This window comes from Vibrio superstes (genome assembly GCF_003569005.1).
Taxonomy (GTDB): domain Bacteria; phylum Pseudomonadota; class Gammaproteobacteria; order Enterobacterales; family Vibrionaceae; genus Vibrio; species Vibrio superstes.
The window spans coordinates 731,684-748,799 of the sequence record NZ_BCUR01000001.1; the positions used below are offsets into that span (position 1 = coordinate 731,684).

15 protein-coding genes are annotated in these 17,116 nt (G+C 44.4%); 5 read left to right on the plus strand and 10 right to left on the minus strand.

Annotation, left to right across the window (positions count from 1 at the left end; genetic code table 11):
* Positions 1-22: 22 nt before the first annotated feature.
* The 4 genes from D5I41_RS03080 (at position 23) to D5I41_RS03100 (ending at position 2,155) form a co-directional block, all read left to right on the plus strand.
* Positions 23-325, plus strand: a complete 303-nt coding sequence (locus tag D5I41_RS03080) for a hypothetical protein (RefSeq protein ID WP_119008448.1) — start codon at positions 23-25, stop codon at positions 323-325.
* 118 nt (positions 326-443) lie between these two features.
* Positions 444-608 (plus strand): hypothetical protein, encoded by a 165-nt coding sequence (locus tag D5I41_RS03085; protein WP_162892782.1) that lies wholly within the window; start codon positions 444-446, stop codon positions 606-608.
* A 474-nt stretch (positions 609-1,082) separates the two neighbouring features.
* Positions 1,083-1,640, plus strand: a complete 558-nt coding sequence (locus D5I41_RS03095; protein ID WP_119008451.1) for a VC2662 family protein — start codon at positions 1,083-1,085, stop codon at positions 1,638-1,640.
* Positions 1,641-1,870: 230 nt separating this feature from the next.
* A complete protein-coding gene (locus D5I41_RS03100; RefSeq protein WP_119008452.1) occupies positions 1,871-2,155 on the plus strand; it encodes a hypothetical protein in 285 nt (94 codons plus the stop codon).
* Positions 2,156-2,220: 65 nt separating this feature from the next.
* Here the strand turns inward: D5I41_RS03100 and D5I41_RS03105 are convergent, their stop codons facing one another.
* The 10 genes from D5I41_RS03105 to D5I41_RS03150 form a co-directional block, all read right to left on the minus strand.
* Entirely contained in the window at positions 2,221-3,021 is an 801-nt protein-coding gene (locus D5I41_RS03105; protein WP_119008453.1) for a MalM family protein, read from the minus strand.
* Between the two features lie 174 nt (positions 3,022-3,195).
* Positions 3,196-4,440, minus strand: coding sequence for a carbohydrate porin (locus D5I41_RS03110; protein ID WP_119008454.1), 1,245 nt, complete (start codon positions 4,438-4,440; stop codon positions 3,196-3,198).
* Positions 4,441-4,557: 117 nt separating this feature from the next.
* Positions 4,558-7,101 (minus strand): glycoside hydrolase family 3 protein, encoded by a 2,544-nt coding sequence (locus D5I41_RS03115; protein ID WP_119008455.1) that lies wholly within the window; start codon positions 7,099-7,101, stop codon positions 4,558-4,560.
* 20 nt (positions 7,102-7,121) lie between these two features.
* Complete coding sequence (locus D5I41_RS03120) at positions 7,122-8,147, minus strand: ABC transporter ATP-binding protein (RefSeq protein ID WP_119008456.1); 1,026 nt, start codon at positions 8,145-8,147, stop codon at positions 7,122-7,124.
* Complete coding sequence (locus D5I41_RS03125; protein ID WP_119008457.1) at positions 8,148-9,149, minus strand: ABC transporter ATP-binding protein; 1,002 nt, start codon at positions 9,147-9,149, stop codon at positions 8,148-8,150. It abuts the gene before it with no gap.
* Positions 9,149-10,081 (minus strand): ABC transporter permease, encoded by a 933-nt coding sequence (locus D5I41_RS03130; protein WP_119008458.1) that lies wholly within the window; start codon positions 10,079-10,081, stop codon positions 9,149-9,151. Before D5I41_RS03130 ends, D5I41_RS03125 begins: the two co-directional genes overlap by 1 nt.
* 18 nt (positions 10,082-10,099) lie before the next feature.
* A complete protein-coding gene (locus tag D5I41_RS03135; RefSeq protein WP_119008459.1) occupies positions 10,100-11,089 on the minus strand; it encodes an ABC transporter permease in 990 nt (329 codons plus the stop codon).
* An 82-nt stretch (positions 11,090-11,171) separates the two neighbouring features.
* Entirely contained in the window at positions 11,172-12,821 is a 1,650-nt protein-coding gene (locus D5I41_RS03140; RefSeq protein ID WP_119008460.1) for an ABC transporter substrate-binding protein, read from the minus strand.
* Between the two features lie 15 nt (positions 12,822-12,836).
* Positions 12,837-14,597 carry a DUF2264 domain-containing protein gene (locus D5I41_RS03145; protein ID WP_119008461.1) on the minus strand — a complete coding sequence of 587 codons (1,761 nt, stop codon included), beginning with the start codon at positions 14,595-14,597 and terminating at the stop codon, positions 12,837-12,839.
* Between the two features lie 12 nt (positions 14,598-14,609).
* The gene (locus tag D5I41_RS03150; RefSeq protein WP_119008462.1) at positions 14,610-15,788 is read right to left on the minus strand and encodes a glycoside hydrolase family 88 protein; all 1,179 of its coding nucleotides are present in this window, start codon (positions 15,786-15,788) and stop codon (positions 14,610-14,612) included.
* 197 nt (positions 15,789-15,985) lie between these two features.
* Here D5I41_RS03150 and D5I41_RS03155 point away from each other — a divergent pair, with 197 nt between their 5' ends.
* Positions 15,986-17,041 (plus strand): LacI family DNA-binding transcriptional regulator, encoded by a 1,056-nt coding sequence (locus D5I41_RS03155; RefSeq protein WP_119008463.1) that lies wholly within the window; start codon positions 15,986-15,988, stop codon positions 17,039-17,041.
* The last annotated feature ends 75 nt before the right edge of the window (positions 17,042-17,116 follow it).

Consider the following 17,116-nt stretch of genomic DNA (forward strand, 5'->3'; position numbering starts at 1 on the left):
CCACCAACTTATTGACACACTCATGGCCTATGCATCGAAACGATTTCTTCTTCTGAACCAAACTCAGCAAGAGGAAGCAAAAAAGCGCCAATCATTCATTGAAAAGTACCTCTCAGATACGGATCCTGGGCTGTTCTTGGAGCAAGCGAGCTGGGATGAATTCTGTCATGTTCACTGCGATTCGATGCAGATAGAAAAGCCAGAGCGAGAGGAGTTTGCTCGATGGTGTTTTGAACTCAAGATGTGGCAAGGAGACCTGTTTGTCCTTGCGCCTAAACCACCAACGAATCAAGAATACCCGTCAATGAGACGTATACAGCCATGAATTTAGGTCACTACTTAAGGGCAGATTACGCCTCGGTTAAGGCGATTTGGAGCAGCTTAATTGTTGCTGAACACAGTCGATGAGGAACGAAGAGATTAAGCTCCAAAGCTATGAGGTCATGTCTTTTACTTCAGTATTCCACCCACTAATTTGGGATATTGCTTTGATGTTCTTCTTTGTGTGCGCGTCAGGGTTTGCCATTGATACCCTGACTAGGCCCAGAGAGCACGGCGATCTTGATATAAAGGACAGCACTACAGGTCGAAATAAAGACAATCAATGAGAATATTAAGCTAACTGTAATAAAAAACGCTCGAGGAATTCGAGCGCTTTAATGTTGAGTTACACAGGCAAATTAGTTAAGCACTTCTGATTCTGGGAAATACTCAAGCCAAATAAGTTTCAAAGGTTTGCCATTAATCATAATATGGAATGCTATATTACCAATCCAGCATAAATTTATTATTAATAACAGGAACAGTAATATAAACACTGTTCCTGTTATTAGTAAATTGACATAAAATATCGACACCGCATCAAACCAAAACTCAGAAACCCACATTAAACCACCATAAAAATAAATTAAAAACAACAACTTAAGTTAGACCAAACCAAGTAAACCCTTGATTATGACTTGTTTAAACAATAGGGAATAAAGTTACTTTCCATTTTTAGATATTATATGAAACTGATTTTACGATTATTATTCACTGCATAGAAAAGAACATCACTTTATTAATTTCTGGATGGATAAATCATGAAAAAAATACTTATTGCTACTGCTATCGCAGCAACCATGGCTTCTTCTTTTGCTTCTGCACAAACTCCTGTCATGTTTTCAACTATCGACATGAACGCTCCACAAGACAACTCAGTACAAGGGGTAAGACTCTCCGTATTGCACGGTAAAACCTCGGAAGTGAAGGGCGTGGATATATCACTATTGGGTATGTCTGAAACTGATCGCACTACCGGCTTAAACCTCAATCTTTGGTTTGGTGCCAACAAGGTGAATCAGGAAATGAAAGGCCTATCTTGGGGTTGGTTTAACTGGAACGCTGGTAAAGCAACAGGTGTTAACCTAGGTGTCGCCAACATTACTCACAACGTGGAAGGCTTGAACTGGTCACTGGTTAACTATTCTGACGGGCAAACCATGGCAGATGTGGGCCTCGTCAGTCTATCTAACAAATCGAACATACAACTGGGTGTGTTTAATAAAACAAAGAACATCGATGGTGTTCAGATTGGCCTGATCAACTGTGCTGACAACGGTTTCTTAAAGTGCTTCCCAATCGTAAACTTCGCTAAATAATCACGTAAGCGTCTATTTTGAGGTGAGAGGATCTCCTAGTGTCCTCTCATCTCTTACCTCATTTAGGAAAAAGGTTTCTTATAGCTCTCCATATCGCCACACCTTGAAATATCCCACTATTATCTAAAAAATTTCTTAGCTTTTATCCGCTTTTTTCTTTGTAAAAGAAACATTTATCTACAACACTTACCTTGCCGTCAATGGAAGCACACGACCACAAGGAAGTTAACATGAAGATATTAACGATACCTGCCCTACTATTTGGTTTGAGTCTATCTTGCAACGCATTAGCCACCAATGCGTTAGATTCTCTAAGTATCGAATCCATAAAGCAGAATATGAGCGCCGAACAAATTCAAATGACACTCGATGAATGGAAAGAACAACAACTTTCGATGGTTGAACAGAAGGTTGAAGCAATGTCTGACAGCGCCCCATATATAGAAAGAAAGAAATACGTAATGTTGCGAATTGAGCAAGAGTACGACAATCTCAATAAAGCATTAAGCCAATAAAAGAAACCCACCACACCCTAGGGTGTGGTGGGTCCATTCACTTTATACAATATCAATTCAGTCAGCTAGCTTTGATTGCTTGAATTTTTTAGTGCCTTAGAAAATGCCTCATCAGCCCCTTCTATACCGTAAAATTTTGCCTCATCTCTTACTCTAAGCGCTTCTTCAATGTTTCCTTCATTCACAAACTTATTAATCTGTTCGAAGTAGTAATCTTCAGATTTAGCATTTTCTTCGCGTCTTTGCTTAGACTCCTCACTGTCGAGCGAGATCGATTCAAGGGTTATAGTGATCTCACCATACTCAGAGTGCCTTACCTTGATATCGTCTATATCCAACACTTCATCTCTCATCTCTGCTTTTAAGCGAGCAGGATGAATAGCTCGACTAAAAGAGTTCAAGTCTTCATCTGTAGTAAAGATCACCATGTGCGAGTAATCTCTGTGCTCAATACTGTTGATCTCAAACTCATAAACAAGAGCATCGCCTTGGTAGGTTTCTGGCCTCTGATATTCAAACTCATCAAAGTCTACCGATGCTACGGGTTGCCACTCATCGTTCAAGAACATGATATTGGGTGCAAAAACACCCATGTTGATCTCGCTGCTAATCAATACGGTTATGCCCGTTTTGTTTTTCGGAAGATCGACACCGATAACAGGGCTATCAATAGAATCAGTGGTGAGCCTCTGTGTGCTAGATGTAATATCAAATTCATACTTAGCCATTTTGTCTAATTCAGTAAATGTCAGATCGGAATAATTTGAATAAGAGGCAGAGTTTTCTTGATCAAGAACATCAATAGATTGACACCCTAAGATCGATACCCCAAAAGAGAACGCGATTACTTTAAATATTTTTTTCATGAGGCACACCGTTTATATAAACACTAAAAGTCCATAACACTTTCATGCCATGGACTTAATATTAAACACTAATAAAAAATACAGTCATTTTAGAATATCTTCATAGATTAAATATAATCATCATTGAATACTAGATCATGAGTATATTAATTATAAAAATATGACTCAGCTCAATTACCACCAAGCTTCAAATTGAACACCAAAGGTCCAAGAATCAATGTCTTTTGATGCAATCGCTACGTGTTTACCAAAGCTTTGTTCTTCCCAGTTAGTTTCTGCTTCCGCATAGGTTGCGTAAAAACGAATATGTGGGACGGTACCGAAGTGAACTTTTTGAGATAAGGTCGCTTTCCAAGAGGTGTTGCTATCGTCAAATCGGTCGCTGTTTACTAACTGATAACCCAGTTCTACTTCTGTCTGCAAGTACTTGTTCCAGCTGTACTTTGGTCGAATACCGGCCGCAAACCAATCCTTACCATCGTCAGAAGAGTTGTCCATACTGATGTTTTCATAGGCTAAAGAGTATTGGCAACTCCACGCATCGTTGATGGTACAAAAACCATGGTTCATAACACGATAACTTGTCCCTGGAGTGGTTAAGTTCAGCAACTCACCCTCACCATCGTGCCAACCACCCACACCGATACCACCATTCATCTGCACGGTGAAGATGTTATAGGTACCAGCAAAACTAGCTTTATGGTTCACCGTAAACATATAGCCGTCTCGGTCGTAATTACCGGCTCCAACATGCTTCTTAATGTCTGTATCATCAATAATGTAGGCGTAGTTAGCACCCAGTGTTAGGTTACCCCCTAACACATCGATTCCGTGCACTCTAAACTCAGGCATAAGTACTGCAGAACGGCGCGTACTATCAGGATTATTTACATCGTCATAAGCCACGTTGTTATAAACGGTAGCAAAATCCATAAGAACGCTGCCTGCTTCAATATCTCTAAGACCAAAACCACGGCCACTGTTATCCCAATACTTAAAGTCCAGCATGTCATCAGCGATGTTTCGCGTATAGCGTTGACCTGCCCAGATACTGGTTTTGTCGCTACCCAGAATGCCGTACATCTGTCCCCAAGCCTGCATTATGGTAAAGGAGTTAGAGCGTGTTTCTGGGTTATGCCAGGTCCCCATCATGAAGCCAATCTCAGCACGCTCCGGACCATTTTCGTACATGTCGTGACGGATTCCCAACTCCGCCCAGTCATCTTCATTACCCAAACGGTATTTGTTTGGAGCACCTTCCGCTCTAATATAGTCAGGATGGCCATTGCCTTTTTGACCATCTGGAGAGACATGCATACCAGCACGAGCATATCCAAAGAAATCTGTTGAAGCTTGAGCTCCGAAAGAACAACAAACAGCGAGAGCAATTAGAGACTTATTAAGGTAATTATTTTTCATTATTAATCCACTATGTTTAGGTACAGAGATCCCTTAACCTTGAATAGAATCCAAGGTTTTGGTATTAAGTTTTTATTATTGTGTTTTTAGATGTTTATTTATATTTAAGTGCTTTTATTATTTATCCCACCTTATATTTGCTATAACCGCTTCAAATTCACCGTTTGTGGAAATAATAAATAATTTATCAACTATTGTTATTCCATTAACATTGAATTTATTAGCCGGTATTTTTATTTCTATAAATTCATTGGTATTAACCAATTGGTTATTAATGTCGACTTGGCCATAGAGCTCGGAATTACCATATTGCACTGAAATCAGAACAGGTTCAGTCGGCAAACGGCTTACTTTAATTTCAAAGTTTAAAGTACCCTTATCAAAGAACTGAGAGATAGGCTCTACAGCACCATTGGTTGCTTCAACATAGACACCAGCAGATCGACCTTGAAAGCTGATAGCCATGGCATCTTGTTGTTGCTGATAGTTGTAGGGACGTGTAGCCAACCAATCAAATTGCACTGGGTTATTGCGGGAGATTTCAAAGCCATTATCTTCTCCTAGCAAAGATGTCTTCAATTGGAAGTCACCAATCGTCGAGCGTACCCCATAGATGTGCATGCTTTGTTGCTGATTAACCGTATCACTGGCCAACGCATCAAGCGTAAGATCATCAAGATTGTTTTCCTGGACGCAATCGGTGTAGTTCAGTCCATAGCCGTAGGCAAATAATGGTTTATGTTCACCCTCTGGATCTTGTTCGTTAGTCGGTACCACATAGTTGGGAATATGCGGTGCTAACCTGCTAACCCGAGCGCTGTTTCTATGATTTGGCCAACTGAAAGAGAGTTTTCCCTGAAAATCATGGTTCACTTCCCCCTCTTCATTGCGCAGCAATACATCGACAAGACCCATTCCTTCGCTACCAGGAAGAAACGCAGCAACAAAGGCATCTGATTGAGAAATCTCTCGGTTCAGATATAAAGGCCTACCGCTATAAAACACCGAGATAACCTTCACACCCGCCTGATGGAGCTTTTCAATTAACTGGCAATCTGCGCGATACTTACGCTTCAAGGTAGCGAATTCTAATGATTGCCATTCCTTAATGTCACCCATCATCTCAGCATATGGGTCTTCACCAAAGGCAACGATAGCCACATCATGCTTTGCCAGATCACCATCGAGGTTAGGGTCGAATTCGACCATTTCTGGACCTAATTCTGTTTCAAGAGCCATACGAAGAGTTGTAGCTCCAGGAAAATCAGATAGCTGATTCTCATCCCCCTGCCAAGTAAGGTTCCAGCCCCCTGATTGCTTGTTTAGATCGTCTGCAGCACTACCCGTTAGCAATACCTTTTGGCTACGCTTAAGGGGTAATAGTTGTTGTTTATTCTTTAACAACACTAACGACTTTCTTACCGCTTCACGTGCAACTTCTCTGTGCTCTTGCGCACCAAGTAAAGCCTGCTTTCCAGCTAGCAAACGCTTACTTGGTTGAGACTTGTTCCACAAGCCAGCACGCATCTTGACCCGAAGGATACGCATGACCGCGTCATCAATGCGAGACATTGGAATAGTGCCATTATTCACATCACGTACTGTTTGATGATATAGCGCCATCCAGTGCTCCGATTCTGGCACCATCAACACGTCGTTGCCCGCATTGATCGCATAGGTTGCATTAGTGTCAGTGCATTTGCTGACTTCAGAGTGACCATGCCAGTCAGTAACAACTAAGCCATCAAAGCCCATCTTGCTTTTCAGTACATCAGTTAGTAAATACTTACTACCATGGATCTTGTAGTTGTATTGTTCACCAACTTCAGGAGCGTGGTCATAGTTCGTTGGGTTATCCCATGTATTGAACGATGACATCACCACCTGTGCGCCCGCTTCTAGACCACTGAAGTAGCCCATCGCGTGGATATTACGCAGTAGGTCTTCGCTGTAGTCATTAATGCCACGATCCACTCCACACTGCGTGCCTCCATCACCTACCCAATGCTTTACATTAGAGATAACTTTGCTGTCACTCTTTAGTTCTTCTGCATTGCCCTGCAACCCCTTCACCATGCGCCCTGCATAAGCGAATGTGATCTCAGGATCCTCTGAATACCCCTCGTACACCCTACCCCAACGAAGATCACGTGGTGTGGCAACGGTGGGAGCAAAAGTCCAATCCAACCCAGTTGCTGCAACCTCGATGGCCGTGATCTCGCCAATTCTCTCAATCAAATCAGGGTCTCTGGTACAACCAAGACCTATGTTGTGAGGAAACACTGTCGCACTAAACGCGTTGTTGTGACCATGCACTGCATCCGTCGCCCACATGAACGGAATACGAAACGGGCGGTCAGCAAACGCATCTTCTACAGCAAACCAAAACTCATCCGCCTTCGCTGCCCACTCTTGAGCCGACGAGTATTTATTCTCGTTCGGCCAAGCGCCGCCGCCGTTAAGTATCGAACCCAGCTTGTACTCTTTCGCTTGTGCTGGAGTAACGCCACGTAGGTTTGGCTGAACCATCTGCCCTATCTTTTCCTCAAGAGTCATCTGCGACACTATGTCCGCAATAATGGCTTCCATATCAAGATCTTGAGCAATGGCCGAATCAATCTTCGGCCAATCCGAGAAGTAAGGTGTCTTCAAAGTATTCATTAACTGCTTATCTGCCTTAACTACACAAATAGGTGACAACGAGTGAAGTGGTTTGGCGCCACCTCTACTGCTTCGGGTAGGTATTCTGTACAAGCCGCCTTGGCTTGAGGGCAGCGAGCTGCGTACGGGCACCCTTTCTTCTCTGGAGACCACATAGGGGTTTCCATCGAACGATGAGTCGGTAGCTTCTCATGAATACTGCGACTTGGATCTGGCACCGCAGCTAGCAACAGCTGTGTATATGGGTGCTGTGGATTCTGGGTGATATCTTCTGTCGAGCCCCATTCCACCATATGGCCGCAGTAAAGCACGACCGTATCTTCCGCAAAATAACGTGCCGTAGCGATATCATGAGTGATGTACATAAAGGCTTTGCCCATCTCATGCTTCATCTTATTCATTAGGTTGAGTACACCAATACGAATAGAGACATCCAGCATAGACGTAGGCTCATCAGCCAATATCACCTTTGCACCAATGGCGAGAGTTTTCGCCAAGAACACGCGTTGGCGTTGGCCGCCCGATAGCTGATGCGGAAACTTGTCCAACACCTCTTTTGCTGGCGTTAAGCCAACCTGCTCAAGGATAGAGACAAGGCGCTCCTCCATCTCCTCTCCAGGTTGCAGATCATGATAGATCTTAAGAGGTCGAGTTAAGTGATAACGGATGGTATGCAATGGATTCAAAGAGCTGAACGGGTCTTGGAATACCATCTGCACATCACGACGATAAGCGTCTAATTGTTCGCGATCGGTAATGTCATCAATATTAGTGCCACGGAAGTAGATCCCACCTTCGGTTGCGTCATGGATCTTGGTGGCAATCTTGGCACTGGTGCTCTTGCCACAGCCAGACTCTCCAACCACTGCCAGACAGCGGCCTTCACGCAATTTAAAATCCAATCCATTCAAGGCACGAAGGTATTGTTTAGGTCCAAAGAAAGAACCACCTTTTTTGCGAAAATCTATGGTCAGATTCTTAGCTTCTAGAACGACAGGATGAGCCTCATCCAACGACTTGTTCACTTCTGGGTTGATAGCGTTCATTTATACCGCCTCCTGTACAATCTCAATCTTCTCACCATCGATAGGCAAAGGGTGATGGCATGAAACCCATCGATTCTCTCCGGCACCAAGCAGTTTTGGTGGCGTAGTCTTGCAGGCTTCAGTGGCCTTGAAACAACGAGGGCTGAAGCGACAACCTGCAGGAACATTCTTGAGATCCAATGGTGTACCAGGAATGCCCTTCATCTCTTGCAATTCACCGTGCAAGGTTGGGAAAGAATCCCCCAAACCAAATGCATAAGGATGCTTTGGTTTACTCAGGATTTCCTTAGATGGTGCAAGCTCTACAAGCTGCCCTGAATACATGATGCCAATGCGGTCACACAGTTCTACCATCAAGCTCAAGTCGTGCGTGATGAATAAGATAGAGAAGCCGAATTCTTCTTTAAGCTGATACACCTTTTGTAGGATTTCTCGCTGTACAACCACATCCAAAGCAGTGGTAGGCTCATCCATGATCAGAAGCTTAGGCTTAAGAGCCAATGCCATAGCGATAACAACACGCTGGCGCATGCCACCCGAGAACTGATGCGGGTAATCAAACAAACGCTCTGTAGGGATATCAACAATGCGCAATAGCTCTTTGGCTTTCTCTATGGATTCCTCACGACTATTGACCAGACCGTGGGCATCAAAGATGTCAAAGAACTGATATTCAATGGTTTTAACTGGATTCAGACAGTTCATCGCGCTTTGAAATACCATTGAGGTATCTTTCCAGCGGAAATCTCGCAGTTGCTCTTCATCCATTTCCAGCACATCTTTGCCATTAAACAGAATTTGACCCTCAGAGATCATCGCTGGCGGGCGATGCAAACGCATAAGCGAATACGCAATGGTCGATTTACCACAGCCCGACTCGCCCGCTAAGCCTAAGATCTCACCCTCACCGATATCAAAGCTGACGTCGTTGACCGCGCGTACACGGCCATCAAAGGTGATGTAATCAACAGACAGATTTTTAACTTCAATTAGCTTTTTCATTACGCCTGCTCCACAGTCTTCATTTTCTGAGCTTTAGCTAGCTTGGCTGCTTTCTTCTCTTCACGACGGAAGCGAGCCATGATGCGTTGTGCTTTTAATTTAGGGTTTGAGATCTCATCAATTGAGAAGTTAATCAAAGCCAAACCTATCGCGACTGACGCTAGCGCAATACTTGGTGCAGCAATTTCCCACCATGCGCCAATACGGATTGCCGAGGTTTGCTCTGCGTTGTACAGCATGCCACCCCAAGTCACACTCAATGGGTCACCCAAGCCGATAAACTCTAGGGTCGCTTGAGTCATGATGGCGTAGATAACCGTGCCAATGAAACAAGACGCTAGAATCGACATCATGTTTGGCATGATCTCTGCGAACAACATGCGTTTCTTACTCTCACCCATTACCTCTGCGGCATGCACAAAATCTCGGTTACGAATCGCAAGGGTTTGCGAACGCAATACGCGAGCACCCCACGGCCAAGAGGTTGCGCCGATAATAACCGCAATGATCATTGGTGATACTTGGTCAAGGAATGACGCCAATACCAGCATTAGAGGTAGGCTTGGGATTACCATGACCAGGTTAGTAATGAAGGACAAAACGTTGTCCACAATACCGCCAAAGTAGCCCGATGCGATGCCCACAATCATTGCCATAACGATAACGAAGGTGCCTGCTGCGAAACCCACCATCAAGGAGATGCGTCCGCCGTACAATAGCTGTGACCACACGTCACGGCCCATTCGAGTCGTGCCTAAAAGGTTGTCCAAGTTAGGCGCTTGGTGCGGTCTTGCCACACGACCGGTTGGGTCGAATTGGGTCAGCAAGGGTGCAAACAAACACATCAAGCAAACCGTCACGACGATAAAGATACCGATAGCCGCTTTAGGGTTATCAAGGAAAAACTGTTTCATTAATTTAAGCGATTTCATAGTGATGATTCTCTTCTCTTAATCCAATTGAGTTCGTAGGCGTGGGTCTAAAACGAACAGTAAGCAGTCAGCTACAAAGTTCGCTCCCAAGACCATCACTGTCATGATGAGTAGGTATCCTTGAATCAAAGGATAATCTCGTGCCAGCATCGCTTGGAACATCACTTGGCCTAGGCCTGGATAGTTAAAGATGATTTCAATGATCAGTGAGCCACCGAAGATGGCGCCGACAGACATTGCAAAGGTGGTGATCATTGGCAGTACCGCGTTACGCGCACCGTATTGCATCATTACCTTTTTGTCTTTTACGCCCTTTGCCCAACCCATTACGATGAAGTCTTCACCCAGTTGGTTGATCATGTTAGAACGCATTCCCATTACGTTACCCATACCCAAGGCAACCATACACAGCAGTGGCAATACCAAGTGGTAAGCAACACTACCGATGAACTCAAAGCTCCAGCCTGCGTCAATCGATGGGTTGTAGGCGTATCCTGTTGGGAACCAACCTAGATTTGAAGCAAATAGGAAGTACATACCTAGTGCCATAACAACTGCAGGGATAGAAGAAACGACAACCGAACCAACCGTAATCACTGAGTCTGTCCATGTACCTCTCTTCCATGCCACGTAGATGCCAAGCAAGGTAGTGATGGTGTAAGACACAAGCAAGTAAGTACCTACTAGTAGCAATGTCCACATCATTCCTCGGCCCAATACCTCAAATACAGGTTGGAAGAATCGAGTCGATGTACCCCACTCCCCAGTTAGGATTGAACCTACATAAGTAATGAACTGCTCCATCAATGGAGTGTTGCTTGAGTAGCCGTACAGCACCTCAAGTGAGGCGATTGTCTCAGGGCTGATCTGGCCACCATTTTGCGCTAAGCGAGCCAAGAAAGACTGAATCGGGTCACCAGGCATTAGCCTTGGTAGAAAGAAGTTAATGGTTACTGCCGCCAAAAAGGCCAGCAAGTAAAAGCCGAGTCGACTAAGAATAAATTTCATGAATACCCCAGGTATACGTTTCAGGATAGGGAATACCGCATTGGGTATTCCCACTTCTCAATGTGTAACTAAACCGATTTACTTATGTTCTTGGTTTAATATGCATAACATGCAGAAGCTTGTTAGATTCAAACGGAGCCGGGTGAGCTACCGGGTTTTCTGCGTTGAAGAAGCCAGTAAAACGAGAGTCGTTGTACGAGTACCAGATTGCGTTGTAATACAGTGGCACTTGGATGGCATTTTCAGCGTAATGACGTTCTATGTGTGAAGAAATCTCACGTTGTTTCTCAACGTCTACCGTGGTGCTGAGCTCTTCAATCCAAGCGTTCAACTCATCGCTTTGATAGTTGGTCATGGTTGAAGACCACCATTGGCCACTCTTAGCGAAGCGAGAGTGCATGGTGTAGTCGTAAAACTTCCAACCTGAGGATGCGATGCTGCCTCCACCGAAGGTCACATCAAAGTTACCACCGCGCCAGTTTTGGCTGTACGCTTGTACTTCTGGCGTGATCAGATGAGCGTTAATTCCCGCTTCACGCAGACCATCGATAGCGATCATTGCGTTGTTCACCATCGCAGACCAACCACTTGGTACCTGCATTAAGAAACGCAGCTCAGAACCATCTGGGTTTTCAACAAATCGGTTACCCGTGACATCTTTGTAGCCAGCCTCAGCAAGGTACTTCTTCGCTTCAGCAATGTTGTAGTCTGTGTATTTTGCCCACGTTTTGTCTGCTTGCTCATCGCGCCAGCTCTCAAGTGAACTTGGCAGGTTACTGGCTGAGTTGCCTAGCTCTACATAACCATATGCACCCAGCTCTTTCATCGCTTCACGGTCCATCGCTAGGTTGAACGCTTTTCTGAAGTTAACGTCGTTAAAGGCTTTCTTTGCACCCTCATTCTTGGTCTCGAAGTTCATAGTGATTCGAACACCATCACCAGAAGGGAACCAGTATTTGTTGCCTTCTGCTGCATCAACAAACAAGCGATCAATGTCTGGTACGAAGATTCCGTTCCAGTCAGTTTCGCCTTTTGCCATCATCTCTAATGCAGCATCACTAGAAGAGTATTGTGGGAACTCCAAGCATTTAACCGCCAATTCTTCGTTCCAGTAGTTCTCATTCTGACACTGGATATACACTTGAGGTGTAAAGCGAGTTACCTCGGTAAATGGACCTGTTCCTACTGGGTTCTTCACCACTTGCTGAGAAGGGTTTTCAATATCTTTCCAGATATGTTCAGGAACGATCTTGGTCATCAAGATGTCGTACTGAGAGAATGCATTTTCTTCGTTTAGATAGATCTTCACCTCGTAATCGTTGACCAGCTCAATCTTTTCAACTGAAGAGCTAAGGCCTGTTACGTCGATGCCTGGATTTTCACGAGTGTAGTTGAAGGTAAACAACACATCTTTCGCCGAGAATGGCTGGCCATCAGACCAAGACACGCCTTCACGAAGAGTCACGGTTAGTACCTTTAGGTCTTCACTGACTTCATAGCCTGTTGCCAGCCATGGATATTCTTTGGTGTCATCAAGCAGGTTGAAGATAAATAGCGGTTCGTATGCGAACTCGGCAGAGGACAAGCCACCCAACCAAGGGTTGAAGTTATGCGTCCACGCCGTAGTGGACTCACTTAGTATCTTCAGATTAGGGGTGTCAGCTTCTTTAGCGTTAACACCCGCTGTTAGGGACAGAGTAGTAAGGGCTAAGCCAATCAGAGTTTTGTTCATTATGTAGGCCTTCTATTAATCACGTAATCTTATTGTATTATTTATAGGGGACACCCAAAATTTGCTCGAAATGCGGTGTGTGCCCGCTTTTAGTTTTGTAAGCAAATATGGGACATGTGTTCGTGGTGAAACAAGGTTGCTGTGTATACGACAACACTGCCTTGCATCCTTTTGGTAACTGTCTTCACTGGCTATCAACGAGACGCCATTTGTGCCTTGCAATTCAATCGTTGCATTCACACCAGACATGTCTTGTAGCGTTTTACGCTCTTGGTACCAATTGCTCACAGCGAAACCGGTTTCAACAATCCAAGCAGGTTTATCTAGCTCAAAATCATGATGACGGATTGACTCACCATTCTCTAAAACCTCGATTTGTGTAGTCACTCGAATCGTGCCTGTGCTCCACTCAACCGTAAGGTCGTTGTTGGTGATGTCGACTTCATGGTTAAACAGACGCGTTTGCCAGTTAGCACCTTCATCAAAGCTAAATGCCAAGATATTGTCACCGAAGCTCAGCATATTGCTGTATTGCAACGCACCGATATCGGCACCAAAACATGTTGAGTATGCAAACTTGTTGTATTTATCTACCTGAAACTGTGGCTCTATCGTTCCAGCAAAATGCACAATGCTGTGTCCGTTGATGCGTTGTGCTATCGAACGGGCTGCTGGCATTGGGTAGATTGTCTTGGTTAAATTTTGTGGGACTTCTTCACACTGCCAAAACTCATGCGAGTCTTCGAGTAACAATGGGAAGAACGCCTTGAATGCCCAATATGGCGAGGTTGGTGAGTTATATCCCTCACACACATTTAGATTTGGGTAGTCATAGCCACGAGCCATAAGACCGTCAGCGGTGAAAATAGGTTTATCCTTCCACTGGCGTATTTGTCTTGCCCACAAGCCTTTGATCTCTCCCATCGGCATTGAGGTTAGATTGGCAACCGCTGCTGCGCCCCAAAATCCAGAGGTAGCAAAACGATAAGTCAAAGAGCGACCTTGGGCCAAGCATTCACCCGTCTCTGCAAACCAATAAGAAAAAGGTTCACAATACGCTTCTGCTCGCTCAAGGAAGAGTTGCTTAAGCTCAGAGTCCGTGTGATCTAGTACTGTTGCATAAAGCAGGCTGTAAAAATGGATAGCAAAACCACCATAATGGTCGATATTTTCTACCTCACCATCACCATACCAACCATCACCCAGATAGAAGTTCTTTAGCTTATTGAGATACTTAGCTTCAATATCAATATCCACTAAATCAGCACGGCCAACCTTACGCAATCCTGCTTGAACCAACACGGTAAAGAACAACCAGTTGTTCTGTGGCATTGGGCAGTTTTGGATATTAGCCAACCAGTTCGCTAGGTTATCTTGTACCTCAACGGACAAAGGTTCCCAACCATGCTCAGGAAGTACCGCCAGTAACAAACCAAATGCAGCCATTTCTACACTGCGTTGGTTAATGCCCTGTGCAGGCCCCCAGTAATTTGGGTCTTCTGGGTCTGTGCCTTGTGCAATGGCATTGTGATAAAGCGACCAGTAATCAAAACTACCGCCACCTTTCACTAAAGGGATGATTCCCCACAATGGGCGGGCAACGCCTTCAAGTCCGCTAGCAGACATATCAAAGATCGCACCACCTTCATCGAAATCAGGGTGAGATCCTTGGGTCTTTAAAAAGGGAACCATAGGTTCAAACAAATCTAGAACAAGTTGCTGGTAATCTTGCTTAGATTGCATCGGGTTTTCGGAAAATCGGGAATAATACGGCATAAGAAATTCCTCTTAGTTCCAAAAGAACTGGTTGTGGCCCACAGAGCGCATCGCAGCTTCAAAGTAGTAATAATCACCGTAAGGCAACATACCATCAGCTAAGTAGCTCGTTTCTGGACCTTTCATCATATTGACAAACGAGGCAGCACCAGAGAGTAATCCCTCAGCATGCTCCACTTCTGTTAGGTCATGATGGGTACGCAAGGCAGTCAGCATCTTTTCAGCAAAGGCGTGATATCGCTTCGCCTCTTCTTCACGACCTGCCCTCTTATAGACATCGGCCAAGATATAAATGCCTGAAGCCGTTACAGCCCCAGCAGAGGTATCTTTATATTGGGTATGACTTGCCGGTAGTGAGTAATCCCACACAGGGATGCAATCATCGGTGATATTTTCGATAACGTAATCCGTCAGCTTTGCTGAGATGTCCGCATACTCTAGGTTGCCGGTGGTTTCTGCCAATTGAGCAAAACCATGTACCGCCCATGCATGACCTCGGCTCCAGCAAGATTCATCCGCAAACCCTTGCACAGTTTTGCCTTCCACAGGCTCATTGGTGCGTGGATCGAAATTAAATGAGTGGTAAGTACTAAAGTCGTCTCGTACTAAGTGTTTCAAAGAGGTATCTGCTTGCTGAAGCGCAACCTCTTTAAAGGATTCCACGTTGGTCTCTTTATATGCCCAAAGCAACAAGCCTAAGTTCTGCATGCAATCAATGATGATCTTGCCTTGTACAAATTCGGCATGCCCAGGGTTATTCGCTTGAGCGTTCCAAGCTGGAAGGTATCGACCATTCCAGTTGAAGCGATTACGTAAAGCTTCAGCGGCACGCAGAGCTTGATCTCTTGCTTCATTGCACCCTGTCAATTTGTAGTCAGCAACAGCGGTAAGGCTAAACAGGAAACCCATGTCATGGTCAATCCACATTGGGGTGGATAAGATTTTTTCCAGCTGCTCTCTTCTCATACGAGCACTGTTCTTAAATTTTTCTTCTCCGGTCAAGCTATATGCCAGCCAAAGTTGTCCGGTCCAAAATGAATCCGTCCAGAAATATTCATCGGGATAATGCCAATCAAATGTTGGCGCACCATTTCCAATCATTGGATTTCGGTTTCCGATACGAGGCAAGTTCCTTTCTATAGACGCTAGGATGTCCTCTTGAATCTGATAGCGATTATTTATTTTTGTCATTGCTCACTCTTTTTATTCAGAAGCCAAATTATCAACTGAGGCGATTATGTATTAGTTGAATGAATGTCGCTGTGAGCGAAATCACAAGACTGAAACATTCCATGCTCATGAAATATTTCACAGTATATTTACTTGGTGAAATTTCTCTTGATAGCGAGTACTATAGAAATTCCTCAAGTCTTCTGTACCTAATAACAATGAAAAAAGTAACGATTACCGACCTGGCTGAAATGACAGGAATATCAAGAAGCACCATCTCAAGAGTGCTGAACAACAACCCTAAGGTTGATCCTGAGGTTCGCAAAAAGGTTGAGCTTGCGATTGAAGAAAGTGGATACCTACGAAAAGCATCCAAGGTGAAATACGAGGTTCCTATACGTTCTGTCACTATTGCTACGACAGTTTTGGTTGATACACCGGACCCTTACTACTCGATCATGATTAACCAGTTCCAAGAGCAATTTCATCAAATGGGGCTTCAACCTCAATTGATTTTGCTCAATGCATCAATGAGCGAAGAGCAGATCCTGGATAAGCTTTCAGACTCCGAATGTGTGTTGATGCTGGGGCCAGAACTGCCCTCTATTGCTAATGCCTTAAAAGACAAAGACATCCCTGTAGTCATGGTTAACGGATTTGATGTCGATATGAGAATATCGAGTATCTCCCTAGACTACGAACTGGGTGGAGAGCTTGCAGCCAAGTATCTCATTGGCAATGGACACAAAAACATTGCCATGCTTACCGCTCAAACCCGACCTTCAATTCGCAAGAGAACCTATGGATTCCAAAGGGCAGCCAGTGAATTAGGTGCTGAAAAAGTCACGGTTATCGATATCTTGAAGTATTGCCAAGATACTGACCAAACCGCCATCAGCGAAAGCATTAAACTTGGTGAAGCAGGAGCCGATTTTGGTGCCAGCAAGGTATTGCCTCAAATCCTAGATAAAGGACTTTTCAATGGTGCGACAGCCATATTTTGTTTGTGTGACAGAGCGGCTATTTCATTGCTCGACGAGTTGGATAAACGTGGCATGTCAGTACCTGAAGATCTATCGGTAATGGGTTTTGATAACCTGTCTATTGGCAAAATGATCAGCCCTTCATTGAGCTCCATAGGTTGTGACCACAGATTGACAGCCCAAGCGGCAATACAGCTTCTGATTCAAGAGTTTAATGAGAATGTGAATGTCGCCAAACGAGTAAATATGGGGGTAAAACTCTTCTCTCGTGATTCTGTAAAACCCTTGTAAGAACACGATTCATATTGCAATCCCAAAGTAGCTCAACCCTCGTTGTAGGGCCAATCCTTGTGAATCGAATCTTCT

Coding starts and splice junctions, on each gene's coding strand:
- D5I41_RS03080 (WP_119008448.1), top strand. CDS start 23: ATGGCCTATGCATCGAAACGATTTCTTCTTCTGAACCAAACTCAGCAA.
- D5I41_RS03085 (WP_162892782.1), top strand. CDS start 444: ATGTCTTTTACTTCAGTATTCCACCCACTAATTTGGGATATTGCTTTG.
- D5I41_RS03095 (WP_119008451.1), top strand. CDS start 1,083: ATGAAAAAAATACTTATTGCTACTGCTATCGCAGCAACCATGGCTTCT.
- D5I41_RS03100 (WP_119008452.1), top strand. CDS start 1,871: ATGAAGATATTAACGATACCTGCCCTACTATTTGGTTTGAGTCTATCT.
- D5I41_RS03105 (WP_119008453.1), bottom strand. CDS start 3,021: ATGAAAAAAATATTTAAAGTAATCGCGTTCTCTTTTGGGGTATCGATC.
- D5I41_RS03110 (WP_119008454.1), bottom strand. CDS start 4,440: ATGAAAAATAATTACCTTAATAAGTCTCTAATTGCTCTCGCTGTTTGT.
- D5I41_RS03115 (WP_119008455.1), bottom strand. CDS start 7,101: ATGAATACTTTGAAGACACCTTACTTCTCGGATTGGCCGAAGATTGAT.
- D5I41_RS03120 (WP_119008456.1), bottom strand. CDS start 8,147: ATGAACGCTATCAACCCAGAAGTGAACAAGTCGTTGGATGAGGCTCAT.
- D5I41_RS03125 (WP_119008457.1), bottom strand. CDS start 9,149: ATGAAAAAGCTAATTGAAGTTAAAAATCTGTCTGTTGATTACATCACC.
- D5I41_RS03130 (WP_119008458.1), bottom strand. CDS start 10,081: ATGAAATCGCTTAAATTAATGAAACAGTTTTTCCTTGATAACCCTAAA.
- D5I41_RS03135 (WP_119008459.1), bottom strand. CDS start 11,089: ATGAAATTTATTCTTAGTCGACTCGGCTTTTACTTGCTGGCCTTTTTG.
- D5I41_RS03140 (WP_119008460.1), bottom strand. CDS start 12,821: ATGAACAAAACTCTGATTGGCTTAGCCCTTACTACTCTGTCCCTAACA.
- D5I41_RS03145 (WP_119008461.1), bottom strand. CDS start 14,597: ATGCCGTATTATTCCCGATTTTCCGAAAACCCGATGCAATCTAAGCAA.
- D5I41_RS03150 (WP_119008462.1), bottom strand. CDS start 15,788: ATGACAAAAATAAATAATCGCTATCAGATTCAAGAGGACATCCTAGCG.
- D5I41_RS03155 (WP_119008463.1), top strand. CDS start 15,986: ATGAAAAAAGTAACGATTACCGACCTGGCTGAAATGACAGGAATATCA.